The organism is Hoeflea sp. CAU 1731 (assembly GCF_039888615.1).
Classification (GTDB): Bacteria; Pseudomonadota; Alphaproteobacteria; order Rhizobiales; family Rhizobiaceae; genus Flavimaribacter.
Genome location: NZ_JBDQQS010000013.1, coordinates 27,457 through 52,426 on the forward strand (window position 1 = coordinate 27,457; position 24,970 = coordinate 52,426).

The following is a 24,970-nucleotide window of genomic DNA, read 5'->3' on the forward strand; positions in this document are numbered from 1 at the left end:
CGTTCTCAATCCTCCCGGAATCGGTATCCGACGCCGTAGAGCGTTTCGATCATGTCGAAATCGTTGTCCACCATCTTGAATTTCTTGCGCAGCCGCTTGATGTGGCTGTCGATGGTGCGGTCGTCGACATAGACTTGTTCATCGTAGGCCGCATCCATCAAAGAGTCACGGCTTTTCACGACGCCTGGCCGTTGCGCCAGAGCGTGAAGAATAAGGAATTCGGTGACAGTCAGCGTAACCGGGCGGTCCTTCCATGTGCAGGTGTGCCGCTCCTGATCCATGACAAGCTGACCGCGTTCGAGTGAAGCGCTCTCCGTCGGGGTTGAGCGCGTCGCCGCCTGTCCTTCCCGACCTGCCGCACGGCGCAGAATTGCCTTGGTGCGCTCGACCAGTAGACGCTGGGAAAACGGCTTTGTGATGAAGTCGTCGGCGCCCATCTTCAGACCGAACAGTTCGTCGATCTCCTCGTCCTTGGAGGTCAGGAAGATGACCGGGATGTCGAGTTTCTGGCGCAGCCGGCGCAAAAGCTCCATGCCGTCCATGCGCGGCATCTTGATATCGAGAATCGCAAGATGCGGCGGATGCGCGACCAGGCCCTCAAGCGCGGAGACGCCGTCGGTATAGGTCTCGACGCGATAGCCTTCCGATTCCAGGGCGATGGACACAGAGGTCAATATGTTTCGATCATCATCGACAAGCGCGATCGTATGCATGCGGTATCTCCGTCTTTTTGAGGTTCGACCATCCGCCGGTTTGCACCGACGCCTGTCGCCAGTCGGGTCCTCATGGGGGCAAAGCTAGAACAAATTGTGGCGAGGCGCCATGGAAAGTGTGCTGATGTCGCCTCTGCCCATGCCTTTCAGCCAGTCAACCGGCCTTGCCCGAGGCCCGGATTCCGCAGAATTGCTGCACTGCAACGATAATTATAAACCGATTTAAAAATTTTCACAGAATTTTAAATCGATTAATAATTTGAATTTATTGTATTTTTCGCGAATTCCATGTTGATTGTCGAAAATTATCTCCCTATGTTCCCGAAACTTTTTAAACGGGAACTCAACGACGGCAAGGCGACCATCATGCAGAAAAATGCAGGCGAAAGTGGACAGCGCAATCCATCGGCCGGAATCGAAAGCACTGGCCTGAAGAATCTCGGTCATGTGTACTACAACCTCGTTGAGGCCGAGCTTTATGAGAGATCGCTGCGTCGCGGCGAAGCATCGCTCACTGCCCACGGGGCGCTATGCGCAAAGACCGGCCAGCACACCGGCCGGTCGGCGCAGGACAAATACATCGTCTGCGACGACACAACCGAGAACCAGATCTGGTGGGACAACAACGAGGCCCTGTCGCGCGATCATTTCGACGCGCTGCACGCCGATTTTCTCGCCCATGGAGAAGGCAAGGACCTCTTCGTCCAGGACCTGATCGGCGGCGCCGACGAAGCAAACGCCCTGCCGTCGCGCGTCATTACGGAATTCGCCTGGCATTCGCTTTTCATTCGCAATCTGCTCATTCGACCCGATCGCGACGCGCTTGAAGATTTTGTCCCCAAGCTGACGATCATCGACCTGCCGTCCTTCAAGGCCGATCCGGTGCGTCACGGCTGCAGAAGCGAAACCATCATCGCAGCCGACCTTATGCGCGGGATCGTGCTGATCGGCGGCACGTCCTACGCCGGCGAGATGAAGAAATCGGTGTTCACCGTGCTCAACTACCTGCTTCCCGAACGAGGCGTGATGCCCATGCACTGCTCCGCCAACCAGGGACCGAACGGCGACACGGCCGTATTCTTCGGACTTTCCGGAACCGGAAAGACCACGCTTTCGGCCGACCCGGCGCGCACTTTGATCGGCGATGACGAGCATGGCTGGGGCGAAGACGGCGTGTTCAACTTCGAGGGCGGTTGCTACGCCAAGACCATCCGTCTTTCTGAAGAGGCCGAGCCGGAAATCTTCGCCACGACCCGGCGTTTCGGCACGGTTCTGGAAAATGTCATTCTCGACGAAAACCGGGTTCCGGATTTCGACGACGGATCGCTGACGGAAAACACGCGCTGCGCCTATCCGCTTCACTTCATTCCGAATGCGAGCGCCACCGGAAAGGCGACCAAGCCTTCCAATATCGTAATGCTGACAGCGGACGCCTTCGGCGTTCTCCCGCCGATCGCAAAGCTGACGCCCGCTCAGGCCATGTATCATTTCCTGTCCGGCTACACGGCCAAGGTCGCCGGCACCGAAAAGGGCGTGACCGAACCCGAGGCGACCTTCTCCACCTGTTTCGGCGCGCCTTTCATGCCGCGCCATCCATCGGTCTACGGAAATCTGCTGCAGGATCTGATCGCCCGCGAGAATGTCGATTGCTGGCTGGTCAACACCGGCTGGACCGGCGGCGCCTACGGCGCCGGCAGCCGTATGCCGATCAGAGCGACGCGCATATTGCTTACCGCCGCGCTCGACGGCTCCCTGAACCAGGCCGAATTCCGGCGCGATCCGAATTTCGGCATACTCGTGCCTGTCGCGGTTCCGGGCGTTGACAGCAGCATTCTCGACCCGCGGTCGACCTGGGCCGACAAGCAAGCCTATGACGAACAGGCCCGCCGTCTGGTGGATATGTTCACCGGCAATTTCGAAAAGTTCGAATCGCATGTCAAAAGCGACGTGCTTGGCGCCGCGCCTGGAATGCTGGAAGCCGCCGAATAAGGCAAACAAACGCCGAAATGATCAAAGCCGCGGATTCCCGTCCGCGGCTTTTTTGCATGGTTTCGCAAGATTGCTTTCTGCTGTAGTGAGAACGCGCCATGGCCAGCGAAACGCTCTACATCAACCGGACGATCAGAATCGAGGGGTGGGAACTCGTCGAACAGTTCGTTCGCGCATCCGGACCGGGCGGACAGAATGTCAACAAGGTTTCGAGCGCCGTGCAATTGCGGTTCGACGTCCGGAATTCGCCGTCCCTGCCATCAGCGGTCAAGGACCGGCTGACGCGTTTGGCTGGCCGACGGCTGAGCAAGGAGGGCGTGCTGGTGATAGAGGCGGATCGCCATCGCACCCAGGAACGCAACCGTGAGGACGCCCGCGAACGGCTGAAGGCGCTGATCCTTCGCGCCGCAGCGCCGCCGCCGCCGAAGCGCGCGCCGACCAAACCAACGCGCGGATCGGTCGAACGGCGTCTCAAGGCGAAGGCCGATCGGTCCCGGACCAAAAGTCTGCGAGGCAATGTCGATGACCATTGACCGTCTGCCCGACGGCGTCGACTATCATCCGGCCTGGCTCGACGCCGCCACCCAAACGGCGCTGCTAGAGGAAATCCGCGCAGTTGTCACGCAAGCTCCGCTTTTTACACCCAGAATGCCGCACACCGGAAAGCCGATGCATGTCCGCATGAGCAATTGCGGCGCGCTTGGATGGGTCACGGACAAGGAAGGCGGCTATCGCTACCAGGCGACCCATCCGGAGACCGGGCGTCCCTGGCCGCCAATGCCGGAAATCCTGCGCGACCTCTGGGACCGGTTGTCCGGCTGTAATGCACCACCCCAAGCGTGCCTTATAAATTTCTACGAAGCGGACGCCAAAATGGGGCTGCATCAGGATCGCGACGAAAGGACATTTTCCGTCCCGGTGCTTTCCGTGTCGCTTGGCGATGATTGCCTGTTCAGGATCGGCGGCCTGAAAAGAGGCGGGCCGACGCAGTCCCTGAGACTTGCAAGCGGCGACGTGATCCTGCTCGGCGGTGAGTCGCGGTTGCGTTACCACGGAGTCGACCGGATCTATCCCGGCACATCCATGCTGATGAAGAAGGAAGGCAGGATCAATCTCACCCTGCGCCGGGTGGACCCCGTCTGAACATCCGCCCGTTCAGAGTTTACGTAGCGCCACCTGTTTCGTGAGATGGTCTGCGCCTTTCTGCAGGATCAGGTCAGCCCGCGGTCGCGTCGGCAGAATATTCTGTCTGAGGTTTCTCAGATTGATGTTCTCCCAGAGCCCGTTGGCGATCGCGAGCGCCGTTTGCTCGGAGACGGCCGCATAGCGGTGGAAGAAGGAATCCGGATTTGTGAAGGCCGTGTCGCGCAGGCGCATGAAGCGGTCCACATACCATTTGTGAATCAGATCCTCCTGCGCATCGATATAAATCGAGAAGTCGAAGAAATCGGAGACGAAGGGAACAATCTTGCCGTCTTCGGGCAGATCGCGCACCTGCAGCACGTTGATGCCCTCGAAAATCAGGATATCCGGCCGGTCGATTTCTATGTGTTCATCCGGAATCACATCGTAGATCAGGTGGGAATAGACCGGCGCTTTGACATTCGGCCGGCCGGCCTTGATGTCGGCGAGAAACTTCAGGATCGTACCGACGTCGTAGCTTTCCGGAAAACCCTTGCGCTCCATCAGGCCGTCACGGCGCAGAACGGCGTTGGGAAGCAGAAAGCCGTCGGTCGTGATGAGATCGACCTTCGGCTTGCCCGACCAGCGCGCCAGAAGTTCCTTCAGAATGCGGGCGGTCGTCGACTTTCCGACCGCCACCGAACCGGCGATGCCTATGATGAACGGCGTCTTCGTGGCGTCTGGCACGGACAGAAAATTCCTGCGCTGCTCGAAGAGCATGCGTGATGCTTCGACGTGTGAATAGAGCAATCGCGAAAGCGACAGGTAGATCCGGCGCACCTCGTCGAGATCGACCGGATCGTCGATCGAACGCAGCCGGTCGACTTCGTCTTCTGCGAGCGTCAGCGGCGTGTCGGCCCTGAACTTCGCCCATCTCTCGGCGGTGAAGACCCTGTAGGGCGAATATTCGCTGCCATCCATATGGTCGAGCGATGCACCAGATTGTGGGGAAATCTGCTTATCCATGGCCATCGGCCCTGCGGCTCGCCTTTTCTTGAAGCCCGGATTGCGAACGCCTGTTTTCGAGTTCGTTCATCACCTCATCGACGCCGACGCCGGCGATCCTGAGGGCAACGAGCAAATGAAAGAGCAGGTCGGCGGATTCGCCGATCAAGGCCTTGCGATCACCGGAAACGGCGGCGATCACGACTTCCACGGCCTCCTCGCCCAGCTTCTGGGCCGCCTTTTCCTGACCCGCTGCGACGAGCCGCGCCGTCCAGGAGTCCTGTTGCGAGGCTTCGGCGCGCTCCGCTATGACTTTTTCCAGTTCGTCGAGTGTAAATCCGGACATCGCCAACTCCGTTGCGCGCTCAATCGAGCCGCATGGGGATCCCAGCTTCGGCCATGTGGCGCTTGGCTTCACGAATACTATAGGTCCCGAAATGAAAAATCGAGGCGGCAAGCACCGCCGTCGCGTGGCCTTCCACAACGCCTTCGGCCATGTGATCGAGGGTTCCGACGCCGCCGGAAGCTATGACCGGAACAGACACCGCATCGGCTACGGCGCGCGTCAGGGGAATGTCAAAACCGCTTTTGGTGCCGTCGCGATCCATCGACGTCAGGAGGATTTCGCCGGCGCCGAGATCCACAACCTTGCGGGCAAAACCGATGGCCTCGATCCCGGTCGGTTCACGACCGCCATGGGTGAAGATTTCCCATCGGTCCGCCTCGTTCTCGCCGCTCACTTTCTTGGCGTCAATTGCCACGACGATGCATTGATTGCCGAACTTGTCGGCGGCTTCGGCGACAAATGCCGGGTTCTTCACGGCCGCCGTGTTGATCGAGACCTTGTCGGCGCCGGCAAGCAGCAATTTGCGTATGTCGGCGACCGTCCTCACGCCGCCGCCGACCGTCAATGGCATGAAACACTGTTCGGCTGTGCGCGCGACGACATCGTAAATCGTGTCGCGATCGTCGGACGAGGCGGTAATGTCGAGGAAACAAAGCTCGTCGGCCCCTGCCGCGTCATAGACGCGCGCCTGTTCAACCGGGTCGCCGGCGTCGATGAGATCGACAAAGTTGACGCCTTTGACGACACGTCCGTCTTTCACGTCGAGACAGGGAATGACGCGAGCTTTCAACGTCATGACGCAACCCCAGCGACGGTTTCGAGCATGGAAAGCGCTTCGGCCGGATCGATGCGGCCGTCATAAAGGGCGCGGCCGGAGATCGCGCCTTCGAGAACGGCGGCGTCTGCTCTGGTCAACCGTCCGATGTCGTCCATTGACGCCAGGCCGCCGGACGCAATCACCGGGATTGCGACGCTTGCAGCCAGCCCCAGCGTCGAATCCCAGTTGATGCCTGCAAGCACGCCGTCCCGATCGATATCCGTGTAGATGATCGCTGCGACGCCCGCGCCCTCGAATTGCTTCGCGAGTTCAATCGCGCCCAGTTCGGACGCTTCGGCCCAACCCTCAACTGCGACCTTGCCGCCCCGCGCGTCGATGCCGACTGCAATGCGTCCGGGAAACAGCCGGCAGGCCTCTTTGACGAGATCCGGATTGCGGACCGCGACGGTGCCGAGAATGACGCGGGCAAGCCCCTTGCCGAGCCAGGCCTCGATGTGGTCGATGCTGCGGATGCCGCCCCCAAGCTGCACGGGATTGGACGTCGCTTGCAAAATTGCGTCTACCGCCGCCCCGTTGACGCTTTCGCCGGCGAAGGCTCCGTTGAGATCCACCACATGCAGCCATTTGAAGCCCTGGTCCTGAAACCGGCGGGCCTGTTCGGCCGGGTCGGTGTTATACACCGTCGCCCGGTCCATGTCGCCAAGCTTGAGACGAACGCAAACGCCGTCCTTCAGATCAATGGCCGGAAACAGGATCATGGAGACCACCTCAGAAAATTCGCGATCAGCTTCAACCCGAGCGTCTGGCTCTTTTCGGGGTGAAACTGGGTTCCCGCCAGGTTGTCGCGCGCCACAATCGCCGTAACCGGGCCGCCATAGGAAGTATCGGCGACAATGTCCTCGGGATTTTCCGCGTCGAGAACATAGGAGTGGACGAAATAAGCGTGCAGACCGTCGGAACCGGTCGGAACGCCATTCAGAAGCGCATGGCTGCGGCGCACTTCCAGGGTGTTCCAGCCGATCTGCGGTATCTTGAGGGTCGGATCCTGCGGTTCCATGATCCTGACATCACCGGCGATCCACCCGAATCCATCCGTCACGGTCTTTTCCAGCCCGCGGGCAGCCATGAGTTGCATGCCGACGCAGATGCCGAGAAATGGCCGCGCGGCCGTCACAACGGCCTGTGTCAGCGCATCGTCCATGCCGGCGATCGCCGCCAGACCGTTGCGGCAGTCGGCGAAAGCACCGACGCCCGGCAGAACGACACGATCAGCGATTACCACCACTTCCGGCCGGTCGGTCAGAATGATTTCTGCGTTCGTTTCGCTTTCACGAGCGGCCCGTTCGAAAGCCTTGACGGCCGAACGGAGGTTGCCCGATCCGTAATCAATAATGGCGACTTTCATGACCGTCAGCCGTCCATGTCCAGCAGGCCGAGCGCGGGGCCCGACGAACTGCTTTTTCTTGAGGGTGGTTGCGTTGGCGGCAGGGGCACCCGTTCTGGCGGTCTCGTTGACTCCGGCGACGGTTGCTCCATGCCGGCAAAATAGATTTCCTCTGCCGTCGCCAGATCCGGCGCATCGACCACGCCACGGCATATCCATCCCCGGCGTTCGCGCCCTGCAATGCGCATCGCATTTCCCTCGAGCGCCACATAGATCGAAACTAGCAGCGAGGCGAGGACAAACAGAAGATCCCATTGCGGCAGACCGCCGGAGGCGATCGCCAGACCGACAGAGACCAGCAGAACGACAGCGGCGTGGAACCACAACCGGTGCCAAAGCAGCCAGATAAACGGCAAGATCAGGGCGATGAAGGCGAATCCGTCCCGGATGAAAACGGCGCCTTCATCAAACCGGGACGCCTCCGGAGGCGTCAGAACCACATAGCTCGTCATTTTCGATCTAACCCAGCGTTCCCTTGGTGGAGGGAATACGGTCCTTCTGGCGGCTGTCGATCTCGATGGCCGCCCGGAGCGCCCGGGCGACCGATTTGAAACATGTTTCGGCGATATGATGACTGTTGGCGCCGTAATGGTTCATGATGTGCAGCGTTATGCCAGCGTTCTGGGCGAACGCCTGAAAGAATTCCCGGCAGAGCTCGGTGTCGAACGCGCCGATTTTCTGGGTCGGAAAATCCACATTCCAGATCAGATAGGGGCGGCCCGAAACATCCACGGCCGCCTTGGTCAGCGTTTCATCCATGGCGAGGTCGAGAGATGCGTAACGGGTAATGCCGCGCCGGTCTCCGAGCGCTTTTGCAAGCGCCAGGCCAAGCACGATCCCGGTGTCCTCCACACAATGGTGATCGTCGATGTGCAGGTCGCCCTTGGCTTCGATTTGCATGTCGATCAGCGAATGCCGGGACAACTGCTCGAGCATATGGTCGAAAAAACCGATCCCGGTCGAGATCTTTGATGCGCCCGCGCCGTCGAGATCGATCGCGACGGAAATCGATGTCTCGTTGGTATTGCGTTCAATTTGCGCGGCTCTTGCCTGACCGTTGTCCAAAGCACTGCCTCACCCGGTTGATATTGAACGCTGCATATCAGGGCGTGAGGAAAATATCCAGAAAAGCATCATGCAGCGCACACGAATCGAAGAGGACAATTTGCAAAGACGGCTGAGCCCCTTACATAGGGGCTTCTGCACCGGTGCAAAATCCGGACTAGACACGAGGAAAGGCTTTGATGAGCGAACACGATCCATACGGCGTCATGCACGCCACCACGATCATCACAGTGCGCAAGGGCAATCAGGTGGTTATGGCTGGCGACGGGCAGGTGAGCCTCGGCCAGACCGTCATGAAAGGCAACGCCCGCAAGGTTCGCCGCCTCCGTTCTGGTAAATCTGGCGAAGCAGACGTTCTTGCAGGGTTCGCCGGCGCAACGGCGGACGCCTTTACCCTGCTTGAACGACTGGAATCAAAGCTGGAACAATATCCGGGGCAGCTCATGCGGGCCTGTGTGGAACTGGCGAAGGACTGGCGCACCGACCGCTATCTGCGCCGTCTCGAGGCCATGATGCTGGTGGCGGATCCCGGCGCCACGCTTGCGCTGACCGGCACCGGCGACGTGCTGGAGCCGGAACACGGAACCATGGCGATCGGCTCGGGCGGAAACTACGCCTACGCGGCCGCGCGCGCCTTGATGGACACCGATATTTCGGCCGAGGACATCGCGCGCAAGGCCATGCGGATCGCCAGCGAAATCTGCGTTTACACCAACGACAACATCATTGTCGAATCCCTCGAGAGCACTGCGGGATAAGTCCAGTGCTCGTTGCGAACACCCTTTAGAAGATCAAGACCAGGTCCAGTACATATGACAACCTACTCCCCGCGCGAGATCGTCTCCGAGCTCGACCGCTACATCATCGGCCAGAAAGACGCCAAGCGCGCCGTCGCCGTGGCGCTCCGCAATCGCTGGCGCCGCCAGCAGCTGTCCGACAGCCTGCGCGACGAAGTCATGCCGAAGAACATTCTGATGATCGGCCCGACGGGCGTCGGAAAGACGGAGATCTCGCGCAGGCTTGCGCGGCTTGCAGGCGCGCCCTTCATCAAGGTGGAAGCCACCAAATTCACCGAAGTCGGTTATGTTGGCCGCGACGTCGAACAGATTATTCGTGATCTGGTGGAAGTGGGCATTTCTCTTGTGAAGGACAAGAAGCGCGAAGAGGTCAAGGCGAAGGCCCACCTCAACGCCGAGGAACGGGTGCTCGACGCCCTTGTCGGATCCACGGCGTCGCCGTCGACGCGGGAATCTTTCCGCAAGAAGCTTCGCGATGGTCTTCTCGACGACAAGGAAATCGAGATCGAAGTGGCCGACACAGGCTCCGGGATGCCGAATTTCGAGATTCCGGGCATGCCGGGCGCCAATATCGGAGTCCTGAACATCTCCGAAATGCTCGGAAAGGCCATGGGTCAGTCGACCCGCAAGATCCGCACCTCAGTCAAGGAATCCTACAGCCAGCTGATCTCCGATGAATCGGAAAAACTGCTGGATCAAGACCAGATCCACCAGGAAGCGCTGCGCATTGTTCAAAATGACGGGATCGTTTTTCTCGACGAGATCGACAAGATCGCGGCGCGCGACGGCGGAATGGGCGCAGGCGTTTCGCGAGAAGGTGTCCAGCGGGATCTATTGCCGCTGGTGGAAGGCACGACAGTTGCGACCAAATACGGTCAGGTCAAGACAGACCATATACTGTTTATTGCTTCAGGCGCCTTTCATGTCTCGAAACCATCCGACCTGCTGCCGGAACTGCAGGGCCGCCTGCCGATCCGCGTCGAATTGCGCGCTCTGACGAAGGAAGATTTCCGGCGCATCCTCACGGAAACGGAAGCAAGCCTCATCAAGCAGTATGTCGCGCTGATGAAAACTGAAGACGTAACGTTGTCCTACACCGAAGACGCGATCGATGCGCTGGCCGACGTCGCCGTGGAACTGAACGACAGCGTGGAGAATATCGGCGCGCGGCGGCTTCAGACGGTCATGGAACGGGTTCTCGACGACATATCCTTCGAAGCGCCTGACAAATCCGGCAGCGAGTTCACGATCGACGCGGACTATGTTCGTGAACATGTCGGCGATCTCGCCAAGGACGCCGATCTGTCACGTTACATCCTGTGACTTTTCGGCATCGGTCGCGACAATATATTAGGTTGATAAAACGGATTAGCCTTTGAGACGGTCCTTCAATACTCGACTTTTTGATTTTTGGTCTTAAAAGTTGCTCTGTCTAATACTTCTTCCGGAGGCCTGTCGCATTGTCCTTGCCGAAAACGGCAACCATGCTTCTTGCAATCGTTATTGCCGCGCTGGCGACGACAGGCGCCAGCGGGAAAACTATAGTCGTGCCCGAGGGCAACAGGCACGCCAGCCAACCCAAGGTTCCGGGCGCCTCGATCAAGCGCACGCGCGACACCCGCTCCACCTTTGATCGCAAGTATGACAAGATTCTCGACCTTTTGCAGCGAGACCGGAAGCTGCGCGCCAAGATCAATTCGACGGCGACGCAGTACGGGATCGATCCGATTCATATCGTCGGCGCTCTGGTCGGCGAACATACATACAATGTCGACGCCTATGATCGCCTGCAATCCTACTACATAAAGGCCATGGCCTACGCCACGGGCGGGCTGTCCTTCTCCTACAACAGCATGGACGTGGATGAATTCGTCGATCTGCCCGAATTCGACAAATGCCGCTCCTTTTCGAATTCCTTTGACCTTTGGACCTGTCGCGAAGCCGTGTGGGAAAAATCCTTCAAGAACCGCACGGTGCGCGGGGTCCGTTATCCGAACGACCGCTTCAGCGCTGTCTTCTTCCAGCCTTTCTACGCCGGTCAGACCTTTGGTCTCGGACAGCTCAATCCGCTGACTGCGCTCATGCACACCGACATGGTCAATCGCGTATCCGGCTACAGGAAGCTGTCCCATCGGGACGGAGAAGAAGTCTACAAGGCGATCATGAATCCGGACATGTCGCTCGCCTATGTAGCGGCGGCGCTACGCCATTCCATCGACGCCTATCGCGAGATTGCAGGCCTGGACATATCCGGCAATCCCGGCATTACCGCCACGCTCTACAATGTCGGAAATCCGGATGACCGGGCCAGGGTGCTCGCCCGCCGGAACCGCGACCGGAAGTCGCGCGGCCAGAGCCCTTTGATGCCGCAGGAAAATTACTATGGCTGGCTGGTCAACGATCGCATCGACGATTTGAGAGCGCTTTTCTGAACCGGCTATCGCGGAGCGTCAGGCGACTGCGCCTCCAGAAGACACAGCATTTCACGTATTGCGGACTCATCCAGTTTGCCGATGTCGCTTGCAAGCCGGTTGGCGAGCCGGGTGGCGTCGACAGACAGTCCTGACGTGTCGACCACAATGCGTGGATGCGAGATTGCAGCCAGCTTCTGAAGTTCCTCTGCTTCGTCCCAGATGACGTTGAAATAGCCGATGATGCGCTGTACGAGCTCCCAGCTGGGTTGTCCGCGATGGCCATGCTCAAGGGCTGACACATAGGCCGGGGTCACGCCGATGGCCGCCGCCATCGTCTTTTGCGAGATACTGCGCTTTCTGCGCATGTCGCGAATCGCCTGACCGAAGGGAGTCATCGGCTTTTCTCTTTTCTTTTCAACCTGATATAGAGTGCGCCCTCGCCGCCGTGTCCGCGGGCCGCAGGCTGGACGCCAGAGGCGAGACCTGCAAATTCCGGCATTGTGAGCCACAATGGAACGACCCTGCGCAGAACGCCGTCGCCGTCATTGGACCGGCCTTTGCCGGTAATGACCAGCACATGGCGCAGCCCTCTTTGCCTGGCGTCGTGCAAAAACCGGCGCAGCAGGTGGTGCGCCTGGCTTTGGGTGAGACCGTGGAGATCGATCGTTGCTTCAATTGGCACGCGTCCGCGCGACAGTTTGCGATAGACGCTGCGGTCGATCGGCTGAAGGTCATGCGCAGGTGGCGACTGAACGGTCGAGCTTGCGCGAATTGGCGCATTCGCCTTCTTCCGTGGCGTAGCGGGAGTTGCTTCGGGCTCATCCGGAATGGCGGCCGATTTGCCTGGATAAGCCGTTACCGTGCGGGCCACTCGGCTCCACAGCACCCTGTCCTCGTCGCTGAGACCGTTTTTTCTTTCCCGCGCCATCACCGATACCGATCCGCCGCGACCTTCGGCGCGAACATGTAAAATACCGCCTGATGATTGACCGATCCCGCCAGTTCTCCGGCCTTCTCACCGGAACCGACAAAAATATCGCCGCGGGCAGGACCCAAAATCGCCGAGCCGGTGTCCTGCGCAAGCATCAGTCGCCTGAATGGCGCGCCGGTGAGGTGGGTAAGGTCCGGCGCACTGATGAAGAAGGGCGTTGCGAATGTGTGCAGGGTCCGGTCGACGGCAAGAGAATGCATGGCGGTCAGCGGCGTCTTGGCTGCTGCGACCGGCCCCGCAGACGGGTCATCAACCGGCGCTTCGCGGAAGAAGATGCAGGATCGGTTGCGCCACAATATATCCTCGATACGGTCGGGATGCCGGTCGAACCAGTCGCGTATTACCGTCATCGTCGCTTCGCCCGGACGGAAGACGCCAAGCGCCAGCAATTCCTTGCCAATCGACGTGTATGGATGCCCGGTCTTGGCTGCGTAGGTAATGCGCTTGCCGGAGCCGTCCGGAAAGTTCAGGCGCGCCGAACCCTGGACATGAATGAAGAAGACATCGACGCGGCTTTCAGCCCAGGCGATCTCTAGACCGCGATTGTCAAGAAAGCCCTCGTCGATTTGCCGGCGATCGGGATATTCAACAATCCGATCGCCTATTCTCCTCCCAAAAAGGAATGCGGCGTCCATATCGCGAGGGCGGTTCGTCGCGTCGAGGTCGACGAGATCTTCAGGACGGCGATAGAACGGGTAACGGAAGCGATCGGTTCTGTGTGGCGAAACCTCGATTTCCGGCTCATAATAGCCGGTCACGTGGCCGGGCGCATCGATGCGGAAAACCTCGAACCGATCCTCGAAAAACCGACGCGCGGCCGAACCGCTCAAAGCGCCGGCCGATTGAGCGGCATCAAATATGGACCGAAAATCTTCAACGGTAAGACCGAATGCGCCTGTTCGATAGGGTTTGACGGCGGACGTATATCCGGCGCACCGCCGCAAACCATCCAGAACTGGTGCCGGATCGCTGTCCTCCCAGCCTGGCAGATCGCAAAATTTTATGGATGTCAGGGCAGTTGGCATGTCCATTTCCCGAGCAGCCGGAAATTGCGTCATGCCGTTGGCGCTCCATTATCGGATCCATTCGCCGCAGCGTACGGATTTCGGATTTCAGTCTTCCGACTCCGTCGCGATCAGCTTCCAGTTCGGATCGCGCGAACCGGTGTCGCGCGCGAACGTCCACACATCGTTGACCTCACCCACATTTTCAGGGTCGCCGTCGATAACCTCACCCTGCTTGTCGTAGGTGGCGGAAATGAGTTGGGAAGAGATCCGCATCGTCACGCTGGCCTCGCGGCCTTTCATCTCGGCGCTGACAATATCCGCCTTTCCGATGCCGACAAAAGTCGATTTGACGGTTTCGGATCGCGATTCGCGATCCTTTATCGCCTCGACAAAGCCGTCATAGACCTCCTTCGACAAAAGCGACCGCAAGGCTTTCCGATCGCCCTCGGCAAAGGCCGTGATGATCATCTCGTATGCGGTTTTCGCGCCGTGGATGAACTCTTTCGGATCGAAAGTCGGGTCGGCTGTCGTGATTGACCTCAAGCCTTCGTTCAGTTCAGTGCCAGGTTTGGCATAGGCGTCGACGCTCACAAATTTCTCTTCCACGCGCGTCTCGCCTTCGCGGCGCGGCAGGGTGATAACCTTGCCGTTATCCGAATCGGCGACGGGCTTTTCCGCGTTGCGCGCGCTGTAAGGATCGAAAGGCGGCCTTTCGCTGCCGGTGCGGCGGCCAAGCACATTGCGAAGCTGCAGGAAGATGATCACTGCCGCTACGAGAAAAAATATTGTTACAAAGTCAAAATCCATCGTACTTGGTACCAGTCATTCAGACAATTTGCTCAGCGCCGACTTTCATAAAACATATAATCCCTCGGCATGCATCATTCAAATCGGGATCGCATCAACTTGCAGTGCTTCGATCGCCGTCAGGGTTAACGCCAGGCGACAGTCACGCGTTCCCTACCGAAAAAGGAGCAGCATAACTATATTGCCTGTCGGATACGGCCGGCTTTCATTTCCGGACCGCGATCTGTAACCTCGCGTCGAAACAAGACCAGCATACGGAGATTCATGCCTTTTTCCATCATTCCCATTCTGCTGCTCGCTGTCCCGCTTGCGGAAATCGCAGCCTTTGTCCTTATAGGACGCGAGATAGGCGTTTTGTGGACGCTTGCAATGGTGTTCTTCACCGCGGTGCTCGGCTCCATATTGTTGCGCGTTCAGGGATTGGGTCTGATCGCCCGCATTCGCGCGGAAACAGAAGCCGGGCGCGTGCCTGGCCGCGAACTCATCCACGGCGTGATGATCCTGGTCGCTGGCATATTGTTGCTCACTCCCGGTTTCATCACCGATGCGGTTGGTTTTCTTCTATTCGTTCCCGCGATCCGGGACGCCGGCTGGCAAATGTTCCGTAGCCGCGTCACCTTTATAACTCCCGGCGGCATGAAGCCTGGCGGCGACTATCGGAATGATCCACGCTCAGGAATGAACCGCAAGGGATCGATCGATCTCGACGAAAGCGAATATGAACGCGAACCGGATCCGGACTCGCCCTGGTCCGGTCGCTGATCACGCGGATAGCGCCGCCTGTTTCCGGACGCCTCGACAAGCGCGGCCTTTTTTGTTGTAAGCGCCGGAATGAAATGTTAGCCAGTGGCCGCAAAAGGAACCGGTCCGGCTCCGATCGATCTAACCCAAGGACAGATGAATGGCCGACACTCCCAGTCAGACAGGAACTGGAAATCCGCAGAATCCCGCTGGCGCTGCGCCCGGCAACGGAAAAGCGCCGACGCTCAATGTGCTGGCGCAATACATCAAGGACCTCTCCTTCGAGAATCCGAACGCGCCCCAGTCGCTGATCCAGAAGAAACAGAATCCGAACATTTCCATCAATGTGAACGTGAACGCCAATCCGGTTGCGGAAAAGGACTATGACGTCGTTCTGACGCTGTCGGCCGAGGCCAAGACTGAAGATTCGGTCATGTTCAATGTTGAGTTGACCTATGGCGGCGTATTCCGGATCGACGGTTTCCCGCAGGAACACATGCTGCCGCTGCTCTTCATCGAATGCCCGCGGCTGCTGTTTCCGTTCGCCCGGCAGATCATCGGCGACGCGACCCGCAATGGCGGCTTCCCGCCGCTCATGATCGACCCGATCGACTTCGCCCAGATGTTCGCAAAACGCATGGCTGAAGAACAGGCCAAAGGCCAGGTCCAGCCTCCGGCGGCCGCCAACTAGCCTGCTTCGAATTCAGTTGTAATGAATTGTCCAGAGGGCCTTGTCGCCAAGGCCCTCTACGAGTTTGTCGTGGGCGGCCTGCTCCGATTCTGTCAATCGTCGCGGCAGGGCCTCGGGACGGGAGCCGACTTCGCCTGACAGCGTGACAGCGCTCTGATCTTCGGTCACAGAACGAACGTCGACTAATCCGAGCGCCGCTTGGCGGCCGCCATTCATCTCGATATAGACTTCAGCCAGCAATTCCGCGTCGAGCAGTGCCCCGTGCTTGGTGCGGCGCGAATTGTCTATGCCGTAACGTCTGCACAATGCATCGAGCGAATTCGGACCCATGGGATGGCGTCGGCGCGCCAGCGCGAGCGTATCCACAACCCGTCCCGGATCAACGGGCGGCCGTCCGATTCGTGCAAACTCCGCGTTGAAAAAGCCGATATCGAAAGATGCGTTGTGGGCGACCAGCTTTGCGCCGTCGAACAGATTTTCCATCTCCTCGACAATCTGGTCGAAAGTCGGCTTGTCAGCGAGAAATTCGTCGGTGATTCCGTGGACCGCAAGCGCTTCAGGATGCACCTTGCGGCCGCCAGCGTTGATATAGACGTGGAAAGTGCGGCCCGTCGGAAACTTGTTGAGCAGTTCGACCCCGCCAATTTCGATGACGCGATCATGTTCGCTATCGATGCCAGTCGTTTCAGTGTCGAAGATGATTTCGCGCAGTTCCTCAGCCATTCGTGCCTTCCGCCAGTATTTGCGCCAGAACCTGGTCGACTTGTTGTTCCGAATCCGCAAAGGTTCCGGACGTATCAATGACATAGTCCGCGCGACGCCGTTTTTCCGCATCCGGAGTTTGCCGGGATTTGATTGACTCGAATTTCTCTACCGTCATTCCGGGGCGCGCCAGAACCCGTTCTCTCTGGATGGCCTCATCGCAAGTAACAACGAGAACGCGATCCACGCTTGCATCGCCGCCCGTTTCAAAAAGCAACGGAATATCCAGAATAACAAGTCGAGCGCCGTCCCGTCTGGCGCTTTCAACAAATTTTTCGCGCTCTTCATGCACCAGAGGATGGACGATAGCCTCAAGCCGTTTCATCGCGGCTTCATTACCGAGCACAAAGCGCGACAGGACATCACGGTCGACAACGCCATCGATCACTGAACCCGGAAACGCGGTTTCAATCAGCGGCGCTGCTCTGCCCGCATAGATTTTGTGCACGATTTCGTCCGCGCTGATATGCGGTACGCCGCGATCGACGAACATGTCGCCAATCGTCGTCTTTCCCATCCCGATGGACCCGGTCAATCCCAGCACGATCATTCTTTTCGCTCCAGATCACTCACGATTAACGCCCTCAAATCCTCCGTCACTTCGGGTTGCTTGCCGAACCATTTTTCGAAGCCTGGCGCCGCCTGATGCAGAAGCATGCCAAGACCATCCACGGTCCGCAAACCGAGCGCTGCAGCCTGCTCCAGCACAGGCGTTTGCAAGGGAACGTAGACAATATCGGTGACAACTGCATCGGGCGCCAGTCGGTCGAGATAGAGCGGAGGCAACGGGTTTTCGCCTGACATTCCGAGCGACGTCGTGTTTACGAACAGATCCGCCTTTTCGACCACCTCCTTCAAAGCGGGCAGCGGATGGGAGAAGACGGCGTCGCCAAACCGGTCCGCAAGCTCACGCGCGCGTTCGAAAGTGCGGTTGACGACGTGAATTGTGGTGAACCCGCTATCGCGGACTGTCTGGATCACCGCGCGACTGGCGCCGCCGGCGCCGAGGATTACCGCAGTCTTTCCCGCCTTCCAGCCCGGCGCAGCCTGGTCGAGATTGGCGGCAAAACCATAGCCGTCCGTATTCGTGGCGCAGAGCCTGCCGTCTTCCATCCACAAAGTGTTGCTTGCGCCGAGTTCCGTGGCCAGTTCGTCTGCAACATCGGCCAGGCGAAAAGCTGCTTCCTTGTGCGGTATGGTCACATTGCCGCCGATGAGACCGGTGCGACTGGCTGCGACATCCTGCAGAAACTGCGCAAACGCCGCCGGATCTACTTCGATTGCATCATAGCCTCCGTCGATCCGGTAGCGCTCGAGCCAATATCTGTGAATGAACGGAGAACGGGAGTGGGCGACCGGAAAACCGGTCACGAACGCCAGCGGCTTAGCCATCAATAACGCCCAGCTTGAGGAGTTCGTCGAGCAGCGGCAGCATCGGCAGACCGACAATTGTGAAGAAGTCGCCCTCGATCTTCCGGAACAATCGTACGCCCGGCCCTTCAATCTGGTAGCCGCCAACACTCGACAACGCCTTGTCGCCAACCATGGACAGATATCGTCCAACATAAGCCGGATCGAGCGGGCGCATGGTCAAATGAGCGGTTCCGACATATCGCCAAAGGATAGCGCCGTCCCTCGCCAGCACCACTGCGCTGTTCAGCGCATGCGTCTTGCCGGCGAGCTTCAGGATCTGGCGGGCAACAGCGTCCATGTCTTCGGGCTTGTAGAAAACCTCATCCTCCAGCGAAAGTGTCTGATCCGCGCCGATCACGATCGCTCCGGGATTGCGGGCGCTGACTTCCAGCGCCTTTGCTTCCGCAAGCACTTGCGCAATATCGGCGGGCGTGGCTCCGCTTTCTTTCAGCGGTTGTTCCGCCGCCCGTTCGTCGATATCAGCTGGCGCGACGTCGAACTCCAGTCCTGCGTCGTCCAGCAATTTCCTGCGGTGCGGACTTGCAGAAGCCAGAATAAGGGTATCGGACATGGTTCCTCCTTTTCGGTTTATCGCACCCCAACCTTCAATGCGATGATTGCGGCGGCGGTTTCCTCGATTGACCGTCTGCTAACGTCGATCACGGGCCAGTTGTTGCGGGCGCAGATGGTTCTGGCGTGTTTGAGTTCCTCAGCGATGACTACCCTGTCGACATAATCGTCGCCGCTATAACCGCTGGTCGATCCGAGAACGCGATTCTTGCGGACTTCCGCAATCCTGTCAGAAGAGGCGACAAGACCGACGATTAGGGGGTGCTTTGCTTTTTCCAGAGACGCCGGCAATGCGCTGTTGCGAACAATCGGCACGTTGATTGTCTTGTAGCCGCGATTAGCGAGATAAATGCTGGTGGGTGTTTTTGACGTTCTGCTGATGCCGACAAGTACAATGTCCGCCTCTTCGATATCGGCGGGCAACTGGCCGTCATCATGCTCCATGGTGAAGTTGAGCGCTTCCATGCGGCGAAAATAGCTCGCATTCAGCGAATGCTGCGCGCCAACCCGATGTTTGGACGGCGGTCCGAGGTAGGATTCGAACAACGTAATGACGGGATCCAGCACGGAAATACATGGTACGCCCATATCCCTGCTGCGCTCGTCTATGACGTTAGAGATTTCCGGATCGACCACTGTGTAGAGGACAATACCGGGGGCGCCGTCGATTGTATCCAGGATGGCGTCGAGCTGTCGACGCGTCCTGACCATTGGATGAACATGTTCCAGGGCGCGCGTGTTCTTGAATTGCGCGGCGGCTGCACGACCAACCGTCAGCAATGTTTCGCCAGTCGAATCGGAGATCAGGTGAAGATGGAAATAGTTTTTTTGTTGATCCACATGATTCACCGGGTGCTGTTGATAGCTGTGCGTTAACTCGACCTAGTACCGGGGTCCGTCTCAATGCAAGGGAAAACCGGTGTGTTTTTCCACATCGGCGTTGTGTCGGGGTCAATCCGGCATGTATTTCGGGAAAGCGGGAAAAAACCTGGTTGTTATTGACTAATCCACAGCTTGCTTTTTCATTCTTGGAAAACCAGCCATCACAACCCATTGAAAACATGAGCTTAAGATTTCTTTAACCATAATTCCCGCGGTCTGGCTGTCCTCGATTTTTTCTGTCTGTGAATTACCCGGGATCTGTGAACAAGTTGCGGTATTCCACTAATCCTTGAAACCCACCGAGTCATAGAATTAGAAGAGCTTTTAGAGAATCTATTTTTTATTGAGGAAAGGACCCAAGCGTGGGAGAAACCCGAAAAGTGCTCAGGGTTCTGAAGGGCGAGAAAGTGTTTCCGCCTCCTGTATGGCTGATGCGCCAGGCTGGCAGATATCTTCCGGAGTACAGGGAGGTGCGAAAGCACGCTAAAGGCTTCCTGCATCTGTGTTACACACCGGATCTGGCTGTTGAAGTGGCGATGCAACCCATACGTCGTTACGGGTTTGATGCAGCGATCCTGTTTTCCGACATACTCGTGATTCCCGACGCACTGGATCGCAATGTGCGCTTTGAAGAGGGTCGGGGACCCTTGATGACGCCGATAGACGCTGAAGGCGTCGCCAGGCTCGATGGCTCCGGATTCCTCGACCATCTGGCGCCGGTCATGGAAACAGTCAGCCGTTTGCGTTCTGATTTGCCGGATGAAACGACGCTGCTGGGTTTTTGTGGCGCTCCCTGGACGGTTGCGACCTATATGATCGCCGGGCACGGCACGCCGGATCAGGCGCCGGCGCGGCGCTTCGCCTATCAGCACCCAGAAGCCTTCGATTCGCTGATAGATCTTCTCGCCGACCTGTCGGCTGACTATCTTTGCGCGCAGATTGAAGCGGGCGCCGACGCCGTGCAGATTTTCGATTCCTGGGCGGGCGTTCTGGGAGAGGTCGAATTCGAGCGGTATTGCGCAGCGCCAGTCGCAAAGATCATTCGCCGCGTTCGTGAAAGGCACGCACAGGCGAAAATTATCGCTTTCGCAAAGGGCGCAGGTCTGTTGCTTGACAATTATCGTGAGCGCGTTGGATCGGACGCCGTCGGTCTTGACTGGACAGTGCCCCTGTCCTTTGCAAAGAAGCTGCAGGCTGAGGGAGCGGTCCAGGGCAATCTGGATCCGGTGCGTGTGGTCGCCGGCGGAAGAGCGCTTGAGGAAGGCGTGGACAGGATCCTTTCAGAACTTGGACAGGGCCCACTGATTTTCAATCTTGGTCACGGAATAACGCCAGACGCCGATCCGGCGCACGTTTCGCAGCTGGTGAAGCGCATTCGCAATGCGTGATTTCGATTTCGGAACGTAAGCGATATAGGCGCAAATCCATGAGCGAAGTAAAAGACGGCGAGAAGGCCTCCATACGAGCGCGGTTAGCGGTCGCTTGCCTCATAGTGGTCGTCGCCGGGTTGATGATCTGGAACCCGCCAGAGCTCTTCCTGTGGATCAAGGCGGTTCACGTCATCGCCGTGATCTCCTGGATGGCCGGGCTCGTTTATTTGCCGCGCCTGTTCGTCTATCACTCTGAAAGCAAACCCGGGTCGGACAAATCGGAAACCTTCAAGGTTATGGAGGACCGGCTGTTCCGGATCATTATGCGTCCGGCCATGGTAGTTTCCTGGGCGCTTGGACTTTGGCTCGCCTGGCGAGGTTTCGGATTTGTCGGTTGGTGGCTGTGGTTGAAAATAGCTGCGGTCTTTGCGCTTACCGGCGCCCACGAATATTTTGGCGCTGCGCTGAAAGCCTTTGCATCGGATCGACGAGAAAAGACGGCGCGCTACTGGCGCATGATGAACGAAGTTCCCACATTGTTGATGATCTTCATCGTCATCATGGTGATCGTGAAACCCTTTTGAGGGCTTGCCGTTTACCCTAAAATATGCGAGAGGCGATGGAGAAAAGGCTGAAATGCGTGTTTCACGTGAATCGCCTGGACCAAAATTCCCCCCACTTGGCATGCCGGCCAGCATGGACTGCTGTCGCGGAAAGCAATCCGAAACATCCGTTTTCACATGCCACCCAACGACATGATCGTGGAACCCCATGCAAGAAATGAAGCTTCAAGAGCTCAAAAACAAGAACCCGACCGAACTCCTCGAATTCGCCGACACGCTGGAAGTCGAGAATTCAAGCACGATGCGCAAGCAGGAGCTGATGTTCGCCATCCTGAAAAAGCTCGCAGCGCAGGATATCGAAATCATTGGTGAAGGCGTCGTCGAGATCCTCCAGGACGGCTTCGGTTTTCTGAGATCCGCCAACGCCAACTATCTGCCAGGCCCCGACGATATCTATATTTCTCCGTCCCAGATTCGCCGTTTTTCTCTGAAGACCGGCGACACGGTTGAAGGTCCGATCCGAGGTCCGAAGGAAGGCGAGCGCTATTTTGCGCTTCTCAAGGTCAACACGATCAATTTCGAAGACCCGGAGAAAATCCGTCACAAGACACACTTTGACAATCTGACGCCGCTTTATCCCGATGAACGCTTCAAGATGGAACACGACGATCCAACGAGAAAGGATCTTTCGGCGCGGGTGATTGATCTCATTGCGCCGCTCGGAAAAGGACAGCGCGGGCTTATCGTGGCGCCGCCAAGGACCGGTAAGACGGTGCTGCTACAGAACATCGCCCATTCAATTACCGCAAATCATCCTGAATGCTACCTGATCGTTCTTCTTATCGACGAGCGCCCGGAGGAAGTGACGGACATGCAGCGGTCGGTGAACGGAGAGGTGGTGTCCTCGACCTTCGACGAACCGGCCGCGCGACACGTACAGGTCGCGGAGATGGTCATAGAGAAGGCCAAGCGTCTGGTGGAACATGGCCGCGACGTCGTGATCCTGCTGGACTCGATCACCCGTCTCGGTCGCGCCTACAACACCGTTGTTCCATCATCGGGCAAGGTTTTGACCGGCGGTGTCGACGCTAACGCCTTGCAGCGTCCGAAGCGTTTCTTCGGCGCCGCCCGCAATATCGAGGAAGGCGGTTCCTTGACGATTATTGCTACGGCGCTCATCGATACGGGCAGCCGCATGGACGAAGTTATCTTCGAGGAGTTCAAGGGAACGGGCAACTCTGAAATCGTGCTCGACCGCAAGGTTGCGGACAAGCGCATCTTCCCGTCCATGGACATCCTCAAATCTGGCACACGCAAGGAAGACCTGTTGGTTCCGAAGCAGGATCTGCAGAAGATATTTGTTCTGCGTCGCATTCTGGCGCCAATGGGAACCACGGACGCTATCGAGTTTCTGATAGACAAACTCAAGCAGACGAAGAACAACGGCGATTTCTTCGACTCAATGAACACCTGACGAATCTGGCGGCGATATCAACGCCGCCAGTTCCTCCGCTGTCTCGGCTGGAGGCAGGCAAATAGAACCTTTGCACAAATATGCCCTGCTCGATCCTTCGCCGGATTCATAAACTGCATCGGCGGGCAGGAATTCCTGTGCGTTCTCTTCATCCATTAGGGTGATATCCATCCGGGAAGGATCTGGCTGGCCGATAAGCAAATCGCTTACTTGCTTGGTCGGATTCAAGACGATTAGTTTTCTCGGTTCCAGCGCCGTTGCTATGGCGTTGACGATTCCACTGGCGGCGAGCGGCGTTGTCCTTACGCGACCCCAACTGGCCGCCGCGCTGTTCATGGTCCGGAGCGTCAGTTCGGGGTCGTTTGTTAGGCAGGCCAAACGCGCCAGACCTTCGATGATCTGTGCGCTGGCGGACGGCATGGCGTCGTCGTGCTCATGACGCGCTCTCAACAGTATATCGTCGCAATCTTTTGCGGAATAGAGATACCCACCCTCGCCGTCGCTGTACCACTCTTCGAGAATGCAGGCCCATCGTCGAGCGTCTTCGATATAGCGGTCGTTGTTAGTGCATAGGTAGAGGCTTATCGCAGCGTTGATCATGGCGCCGTAATCCGACGCCAAAGCTGGCCAGGTCACTGCGCCTTCTCGCCAGGCATGGGCGAGGCGTCCGTCTTCGTCGCACATTGATTCGGATACGAAATCATACCCGTTTTCAGCCAGACGCAGATAGTTGAAGTCTGACAGAGTTTGTGCTGCTTCAGCCAGCGCGCGAACAAGCAGTCCGTTCCAATCCGCAAGGACCTTGTCGTCGCGTTCCGGACGAACTCTTTTTTCACGGGCGTGGAACAGTTTTTTACGCGCAGAGGAAAGCCGTCGCATTTCCTCTGGCGTCAGAGCCTCTGCGTCCGACTTTAGATTGGGAATATTCTTACCCTCCCAGTTGCCGACGGTTGTAATGTCGTAGTACTGGCAAAACAGGTCTGTGTCTGGTCCAAGAACGGTATCAACTTCCTCTTTGCTCCAGACATAGTATCGGCCTTCCTCTCCCTCACTATCAGCGTCTAGGCTGGAAGAAAAACCCCCGCCCGGAAGAAGCATCTCGCGTTCAAGCCAATCGACAGTCTCCTCGATTCGGCTGCGAAACAGATAGTCTCCGGTTTGTGCATAAGCCCAGTTCAAACTGCGGATAAGCTGTGCATTATCATAGAGCATCTTTTCAAAATGCGGCACGTGCCATGCATTGTCTACGGCGTATCGAGCGAGTCCTCCACCTACCTGGTCGTAAATGCCTCCATTGATCATGGCTTTAATCCAATGGAGCGCCGCGTCGCGAGAAGTAGTGGAGCCATTGGTTCTCCAATAGCGCCATAATGTCTCCAGCATTGAGGCGTTTGGGAATTTCGGAGCCTGGCCGATACCACCGTTGCGGGCGTCGTAAATGGACAATATCCCCTTCCCCTGATTGGACAATACGTCTTTTCCTGGAGATTCAGGCGAAGTGCTCGCTGAAAATTGTTGCCTGAGGTGTTTACCGATCGCTGCGGCGTTGCGTTTGATCTTGTCGGGATCATTGCGATACAGGTCTGAAATGGTTCTGAGCACTGTTACAAATCCCGGGCGTCCGAAACTTGCTGTTTTTGGAAAGTACGTGCCGCCCCAAAACGGTTCGCCTTTGCTATTGAGAAACATTGTCAAAGGCCAGCCGCCTTGCTCTCCCGTCGCCTGCAGCGCCGCCATGTAGATCTGATCGATATCACTGCGTTCCTCCCGATCCACCTTGATATTGATAAAGAGTTCATTCATCACGGCGGCTGTTTCGTCGTCCTCGAAACTCTCATGCGCCATCACGTGGCACCAATGGCAGGCTGCGTATCCAATCGACAACAGTATAGGCTTTCCGGAAATCCTTGCTTCTTTCAGGGCTTGTGCGCCCCACATCTGCCAGTGAACCGGGTTGTGGCTGTGCTGACGCAGATAGGGACTTGCGGATTGGTCTAGGACGTTCTTTAACATCACGGCTCCGAAT

The 24,970-nt window shown here is 57.8% G+C and carries 29 protein-coding genes; 11 read left to right on the top strand and 18 right to left on the bottom strand.

Annotated features, from left to right (window positions below; all coding sequences use genetic code 11):
- Nucleotides 1–5 precede the first annotated feature (5 nt).
- Nucleotides 6–713, bottom strand: coding sequence for a response regulator transcription factor (locus AAFN47_RS19705; RefSeq protein WP_499810967.1), 708 nt, complete (start codon nt 711–713; stop codon nt 6–8).
- 366 nt (nt 714–1,079) lie between these two features.
- On the opposite strand from AAFN47_RS19705, the gene AAFN47_RS19710 reads away from it, so the two are divergent.
- The 3 genes from AAFN47_RS19710 to AAFN47_RS19720 all read left to right on the top strand — a co-directional run bounded on the left by AAFN47_RS19710 (nt 1,080) and on the right by AAFN47_RS19720 (nt 3,845).
- Nucleotides 1,080–2,702, top strand: coding sequence for a phosphoenolpyruvate carboxykinase (locus AAFN47_RS19710; RefSeq protein ID WP_499810968.1), 1,623 nt, complete (start codon nt 1,080–1,082; stop codon nt 2,700–2,702).
- Nucleotides 2,703–2,800: 98 nt separating this feature from the next.
- On the top strand, nt 2,801–3,235 hold the full coding sequence (gene arfB, locus AAFN47_RS19715; protein ID WP_499810969.1) for an alternative ribosome rescue aminoacyl-tRNA hydrolase ArfB: 435 nt from the start codon (nt 2,801–2,803) through the stop codon (nt 3,233–3,235).
- Nucleotides 3,225–3,845 carry an alpha-ketoglutarate-dependent dioxygenase AlkB family protein gene (locus AAFN47_RS19720; RefSeq protein WP_499810970.1) on the top strand — a complete coding sequence of 207 codons (621 nt, stop codon included), beginning with the start codon at nt 3,225–3,227 and terminating at the stop codon, nt 3,843–3,845. Before arfB ends, AAFN47_RS19720 begins: the two co-directional genes overlap by 11 nt.
- 12 nt (nt 3,846–3,857) lie before the next feature.
- Here the strand turns inward: AAFN47_RS19720 and coaA are convergent, their stop codons facing one another.
- The 7 genes from coaA to hisB are packed head-to-tail and all read right to left on the bottom strand — an operon-like array spanning nt 3,858 to nt 8,462.
- Nucleotides 3,858–4,850, bottom strand: coding sequence for a type I pantothenate kinase (coaA, locus tag AAFN47_RS19725; RefSeq protein ID WP_499810971.1), 993 nt, complete (start codon nt 4,848–4,850; stop codon nt 3,858–3,860).
- Nucleotides 4,843–5,175, bottom strand: a complete 333-nt coding sequence (locus AAFN47_RS19730) for a phosphoribosyl-ATP diphosphatase (RefSeq protein WP_499810972.1) — start codon at nt 5,173–5,175, stop codon at nt 4,843–4,845. The genes coaA and AAFN47_RS19730 overlap by 8 nt, the downstream gene beginning before the upstream one ends.
- Before the next feature lie 19 nt (nt 5,176–5,194).
- Complete coding sequence (hisF, locus tag AAFN47_RS19735) at nt 5,195–5,971, bottom strand: imidazole glycerol phosphate synthase subunit HisF (RefSeq protein ID WP_499810973.1); 777 nt, start codon at nt 5,969–5,971, stop codon at nt 5,195–5,197.
- On the bottom strand, nt 5,968–6,711 hold the full coding sequence (gene hisA / locus AAFN47_RS19740) for a 1-(5-phosphoribosyl)-5-[(5-phosphoribosylamino)methylideneamino]imidazole-4-carboxamide isomerase (RefSeq protein ID WP_499810974.1): 744 nt from the start codon (nt 6,709–6,711) through the stop codon (nt 5,968–5,970). The genes hisF and hisA overlap by 4 nt, the downstream gene beginning before the upstream one ends.
- Nucleotides 6,708–7,358: an imidazole glycerol phosphate synthase subunit HisH gene (gene hisH / locus AAFN47_RS19745; RefSeq protein ID WP_499810975.1), complete on the bottom strand. Its 651-nt coding sequence runs from the start codon at nt 7,356–7,358 to the stop codon at nt 6,708–6,710. The genes hisA and hisH overlap by 4 nt, the downstream gene beginning before the upstream one ends.
- A 5-nt stretch (nt 7,359–7,363) precedes the next feature.
- Nucleotides 7,364–7,849: a DUF2628 domain-containing protein gene (locus AAFN47_RS19750; protein ID WP_499810976.1), complete on the bottom strand. Its 486-nt coding sequence runs from the start codon at nt 7,847–7,849 to the stop codon at nt 7,364–7,366.
- Nucleotides 7,850–7,856: 7 nt separating this feature from the next.
- On the bottom strand, nt 7,857–8,462 hold the full coding sequence (gene hisB, locus AAFN47_RS19755) for an imidazoleglycerol-phosphate dehydratase HisB (protein ID WP_499810977.1): 606 nt from the start codon (nt 8,460–8,462) through the stop codon (nt 7,857–7,859).
- A 179-nt stretch (nt 8,463–8,641) separates the two neighbouring features.
- Here hisB and hslV point away from each other — a divergent pair, with 179 nt between their 5' ends.
- From hslV to AAFN47_RS19770, 3 genes are all read left to right on the top strand, one after another.
- Nucleotides 8,642–9,220 carry an ATP-dependent protease subunit HslV gene (gene hslV / locus AAFN47_RS19760; RefSeq protein WP_499810978.1) on the top strand — a complete coding sequence of 193 codons (579 nt, stop codon included), beginning with the start codon at nt 8,642–8,644 and terminating at the stop codon, nt 9,218–9,220.
- Between the two features lie 54 nt (nt 9,221–9,274).
- Nucleotides 9,275–10,582, top strand: coding sequence for an ATP-dependent protease ATPase subunit HslU (gene hslU / locus AAFN47_RS19765; protein ID WP_499810979.1), 1,308 nt, complete (start codon nt 9,275–9,277; stop codon nt 10,580–10,582).
- A gap of 161 nt (nt 10,583–10,743) precedes the next feature.
- Nucleotides 10,744–11,691 carry a DUF1402 family protein gene (locus tag AAFN47_RS19770; protein WP_499811079.1) on the top strand — a complete coding sequence of 316 codons (948 nt, stop codon included), beginning with the start codon at nt 10,744–10,746 and terminating at the stop codon, nt 11,689–11,691.
- A gap of 5 nt (nt 11,692–11,696) precedes the next feature.
- Here AAFN47_RS19770 and AAFN47_RS19775 read toward each other — a convergent pair whose 3' ends face one another.
- The 4 genes from AAFN47_RS19775 to AAFN47_RS19790 all read right to left on the bottom strand — a co-directional run bounded on the left by AAFN47_RS19775 (nt 11,697) and on the right by AAFN47_RS19790 (nt 14,478).
- Nucleotides 11,697–12,068, bottom strand: coding sequence for a helix-turn-helix domain-containing protein (locus tag AAFN47_RS19775; RefSeq protein WP_499810980.1), 372 nt, complete (start codon nt 12,066–12,068; stop codon nt 11,697–11,699).
- On the bottom strand, nt 12,065–12,601 hold the full coding sequence (locus AAFN47_RS19780; RefSeq protein WP_499810981.1) for a Smr/MutS family protein: 537 nt from the start codon (nt 12,599–12,601) through the stop codon (nt 12,065–12,067). Before AAFN47_RS19780 ends, AAFN47_RS19775 begins: the two co-directional genes overlap by 4 nt.
- Nucleotides 12,601–13,695, bottom strand: a complete 1,095-nt coding sequence (gene mltA / locus AAFN47_RS19785; protein WP_499811080.1) for a murein transglycosylase A — start codon at nt 13,693–13,695, stop codon at nt 12,601–12,603. The genes AAFN47_RS19780 and mltA overlap by 1 nt, the downstream gene beginning before the upstream one ends.
- A gap of 81 nt (nt 13,696–13,776) precedes the next feature.
- Nucleotides 13,777–14,478, bottom strand: coding sequence for a Tim44/TimA family putative adaptor protein (locus AAFN47_RS19790; RefSeq protein ID WP_499810982.1), 702 nt, complete (start codon nt 14,476–14,478; stop codon nt 13,777–13,779).
- Between the two features lie 264 nt (nt 14,479–14,742).
- Here AAFN47_RS19790 and AAFN47_RS19795 point away from each other — a divergent pair, with 264 nt between their 5' ends.
- Both AAFN47_RS19795 and secB read left to right on the top strand, forming a co-directional pair.
- The gene (locus AAFN47_RS19795; RefSeq protein WP_499810983.1) at nt 14,743–15,240 is read left to right on the top strand and encodes an FxsA family protein; all 498 of its coding nucleotides are present in this window, start codon (nt 14,743–14,745) and stop codon (nt 15,238–15,240) included.
- A gap of 139 nt (nt 15,241–15,379) precedes the next feature.
- Nucleotides 15,380–15,910 (top strand): protein-export chaperone SecB, encoded by a 531-nt coding sequence (gene secB, locus AAFN47_RS19800; RefSeq protein ID WP_220228972.1) that lies wholly within the window; start codon nt 15,380–15,382, stop codon nt 15,908–15,910.
- Nucleotides 15,911–15,922: 12 nt separating this feature from the next.
- Here secB and dnaQ read toward each other — a convergent pair whose 3' ends face one another.
- The 5 genes from dnaQ to AAFN47_RS19825 are packed head-to-tail and all read right to left on the bottom strand — an operon-like array spanning nt 15,923 to nt 19,495.
- Nucleotides 15,923–16,621 (bottom strand): DNA polymerase III subunit epsilon, encoded by a 699-nt coding sequence (dnaQ, locus tag AAFN47_RS19805; protein WP_499811081.1) that lies wholly within the window; start codon nt 16,619–16,621, stop codon nt 15,923–15,925.
- 4 nt (nt 16,622–16,625) lie between these two features.
- On the bottom strand, nt 16,626–17,222 hold the full coding sequence (coaE, locus tag AAFN47_RS19810; protein WP_499810984.1) for a dephospho-CoA kinase: 597 nt from the start codon (nt 17,220–17,222) through the stop codon (nt 16,626–16,628).
- Nucleotides 17,219–18,064, bottom strand: coding sequence for a shikimate dehydrogenase (locus AAFN47_RS19815; RefSeq protein ID WP_499810985.1), 846 nt, complete (start codon nt 18,062–18,064; stop codon nt 17,219–17,221). Before AAFN47_RS19815 ends, coaE begins: the two co-directional genes overlap by 4 nt.
- Nucleotides 18,057–18,656, bottom strand: a complete 600-nt coding sequence (locus tag AAFN47_RS19820) for a Maf-like protein (protein WP_499810986.1) — start codon at nt 18,654–18,656, stop codon at nt 18,057–18,059. The genes AAFN47_RS19815 and AAFN47_RS19820 overlap by 8 nt, the downstream gene beginning before the upstream one ends.
- A 17-nt stretch (nt 18,657–18,673) precedes the next feature.
- Complete coding sequence (locus AAFN47_RS19825) at nt 18,674–19,495, bottom strand: pyruvate, water dikinase regulatory protein (RefSeq protein ID WP_499810987.1); 822 nt, start codon at nt 19,493–19,495, stop codon at nt 18,674–18,676.
- 404 nt (nt 19,496–19,899) lie between these two features.
- Here AAFN47_RS19825 and hemE point away from each other — a divergent pair, with 404 nt between their 5' ends.
- From hemE to rho, 3 genes are all read left to right on the top strand, one after another.
- Entirely contained in the window at nt 19,900–20,925 is a 1,026-nt protein-coding gene (gene hemE, locus AAFN47_RS19830) for a uroporphyrinogen decarboxylase (protein ID WP_499810988.1), read from the top strand.
- 38 nt (nt 20,926–20,963) lie between these two features.
- Nucleotides 20,964–21,491: a protoporphyrinogen oxidase HemJ gene (gene hemJ / locus AAFN47_RS19835; RefSeq protein ID WP_499810989.1), complete on the top strand. Its 528-nt coding sequence runs from the start codon at nt 20,964–20,966 to the stop codon at nt 21,489–21,491.
- Nucleotides 21,492–21,678: 187 nt separating this feature from the next.
- The gene (rho, locus tag AAFN47_RS19840) at nt 21,679–22,944 is read left to right on the top strand and encodes a transcription termination factor Rho (protein ID WP_499810990.1); all 1,266 of its coding nucleotides are present in this window, start codon (nt 21,679–21,681) and stop codon (nt 22,942–22,944) included.
- Here the strand turns inward: rho and AAFN47_RS19845 are convergent.
- Nucleotides 22,930–24,957 (bottom strand): thioredoxin domain-containing protein, encoded by a 2,028-nt coding sequence (locus AAFN47_RS19845; RefSeq protein WP_499810991.1) that lies wholly within the window; start codon nt 24,955–24,957, stop codon nt 22,930–22,932. The genes rho and AAFN47_RS19845 overlap by 15 nt on opposite strands.
- Nucleotides 24,958–24,970 lie beyond the last annotated feature (13 nt).

What these genes read in the sequence shown, in the direction of transcription:
- hisF (WP_499810973.1), bottom strand. Translation starts at nt 5,971, where the DNA reads ATGACGTTGAAAGCTCGCGTCATTCCCTGTCTCGACGTGAAAGACGGA.
- coaE (WP_499810984.1), bottom strand. Translation starts at nt 17,222, where the DNA reads ATGATCGTGCTGGGATTGACCGGGTCCATCGGGATGGGAAAGACGACG.
- AAFN47_RS19790 (WP_499810982.1), bottom strand. Translation starts at nt 14,478, where the DNA reads ATGGATTTTGACTTTGTAACAATATTTTTTCTCGTAGCGGCAGTGATC.
- hslV (WP_499810978.1), top strand. Translation starts at nt 8,642, where the DNA reads ATGAGCGAACACGATCCATACGGCGTCATGCACGCCACCACGATCATC.
- hisH (WP_499810975.1), bottom strand. Translation starts at nt 7,358, where the DNA reads ATGAAAGTCGCCATTATTGATTACGGATCGGGCAACCTCCGTTCGGCC.
- arfB (WP_499810969.1), top strand. Translation starts at nt 2,801, where the DNA reads ATGGCCAGCGAAACGCTCTACATCAACCGGACGATCAGAATCGAGGGG.
- AAFN47_RS19780 (WP_499810981.1), bottom strand. Translation starts at nt 12,601, where the DNA reads ATGGCGCGGGAAAGAAAAAACGGTCTCAGCGACGAGGACAGGGTGCTG.
- AAFN47_RS19770 (WP_499811079.1), top strand. Translation starts at nt 10,744, where the DNA reads ATGCTTCTTGCAATCGTTATTGCCGCGCTGGCGACGACAGGCGCCAGC.
- hemJ (WP_499810989.1), top strand. Translation starts at nt 20,964, where the DNA reads ATGAGCGAAGTAAAAGACGGCGAGAAGGCCTCCATACGAGCGCGGTTA.
- AAFN47_RS19730 (WP_499810972.1), bottom strand. Translation starts at nt 5,175, where the DNA reads ATGTCCGGATTTACACTCGACGAACTGGAAAAAGTCATAGCGGAGCGC.
- secB (WP_220228972.1), top strand. Translation starts at nt 15,380, where the DNA reads ATGGCCGACACTCCCAGTCAGACAGGAACTGGAAATCCGCAGAATCCC.
- mltA (WP_499811080.1), bottom strand. Translation starts at nt 13,695, where the DNA reads ATGGACATGCCAACTGCCCTGACATCCATAAAATTTTGCGATCTGCCA.
- AAFN47_RS19845 (WP_499810991.1), bottom strand. Translation starts at nt 24,957, where the DNA reads ATGTTAAAGAACGTCCTAGACCAATCCGCAAGTCCCTATCTGCGTCAG.
- AAFN47_RS19710 (WP_499810968.1), top strand. Translation starts at nt 1,080, where the DNA reads ATGCAGAAAAATGCAGGCGAAAGTGGACAGCGCAATCCATCGGCCGGA.
- AAFN47_RS19795 (WP_499810983.1), top strand. Translation starts at nt 14,743, where the DNA reads ATGCCTTTTTCCATCATTCCCATTCTGCTGCTCGCTGTCCCGCTTGCG.
- rho (WP_499810990.1), top strand. Translation starts at nt 21,679, where the DNA reads ATGCAAGAAATGAAGCTTCAAGAGCTCAAAAACAAGAACCCGACCGAA.
- AAFN47_RS19720 (WP_499810970.1), top strand. Translation starts at nt 3,225, where the DNA reads ATGACCATTGACCGTCTGCCCGACGGCGTCGACTATCATCCGGCCTGG.
- coaA (WP_499810971.1), bottom strand. Translation starts at nt 4,850, where the DNA reads ATGGATAAGCAGATTTCCCCACAATCTGGTGCATCGCTCGACCATATG.
- AAFN47_RS19750 (WP_499810976.1), bottom strand. Translation starts at nt 7,849, where the DNA reads ATGACGAGCTATGTGGTTCTGACGCCTCCGGAGGCGTCCCGGTTTGAT.
- hisA (WP_499810974.1), bottom strand. Translation starts at nt 6,711, where the DNA reads ATGATCCTGTTTCCGGCCATTGATCTGAAGGACGGCGTTTGCGTTCGT.
- AAFN47_RS19815 (WP_499810985.1), bottom strand. Translation starts at nt 18,064, where the DNA reads ATGGCTAAGCCGCTGGCGTTCGTGACCGGTTTTCCGGTCGCCCACTCC.
- AAFN47_RS19775 (WP_499810980.1), bottom strand. Translation starts at nt 12,068, where the DNA reads ATGACTCCCTTCGGTCAGGCGATTCGCGACATGCGCAGAAAGCGCAGT.
- AAFN47_RS19705 (WP_499810967.1), bottom strand. Translation starts at nt 713, where the DNA reads ATGCATACGATCGCGCTTGTCGATGATGATCGAAACATATTGACCTCT.
- hslU (WP_499810979.1), top strand. Translation starts at nt 9,275, where the DNA reads ATGACAACCTACTCCCCGCGCGAGATCGTCTCCGAGCTCGACCGCTAC.
- AAFN47_RS19820 (WP_499810986.1), bottom strand. Translation starts at nt 18,656, where the DNA reads ATGTCCGATACCCTTATTCTGGCTTCTGCAAGTCCGCACCGCAGGAAA.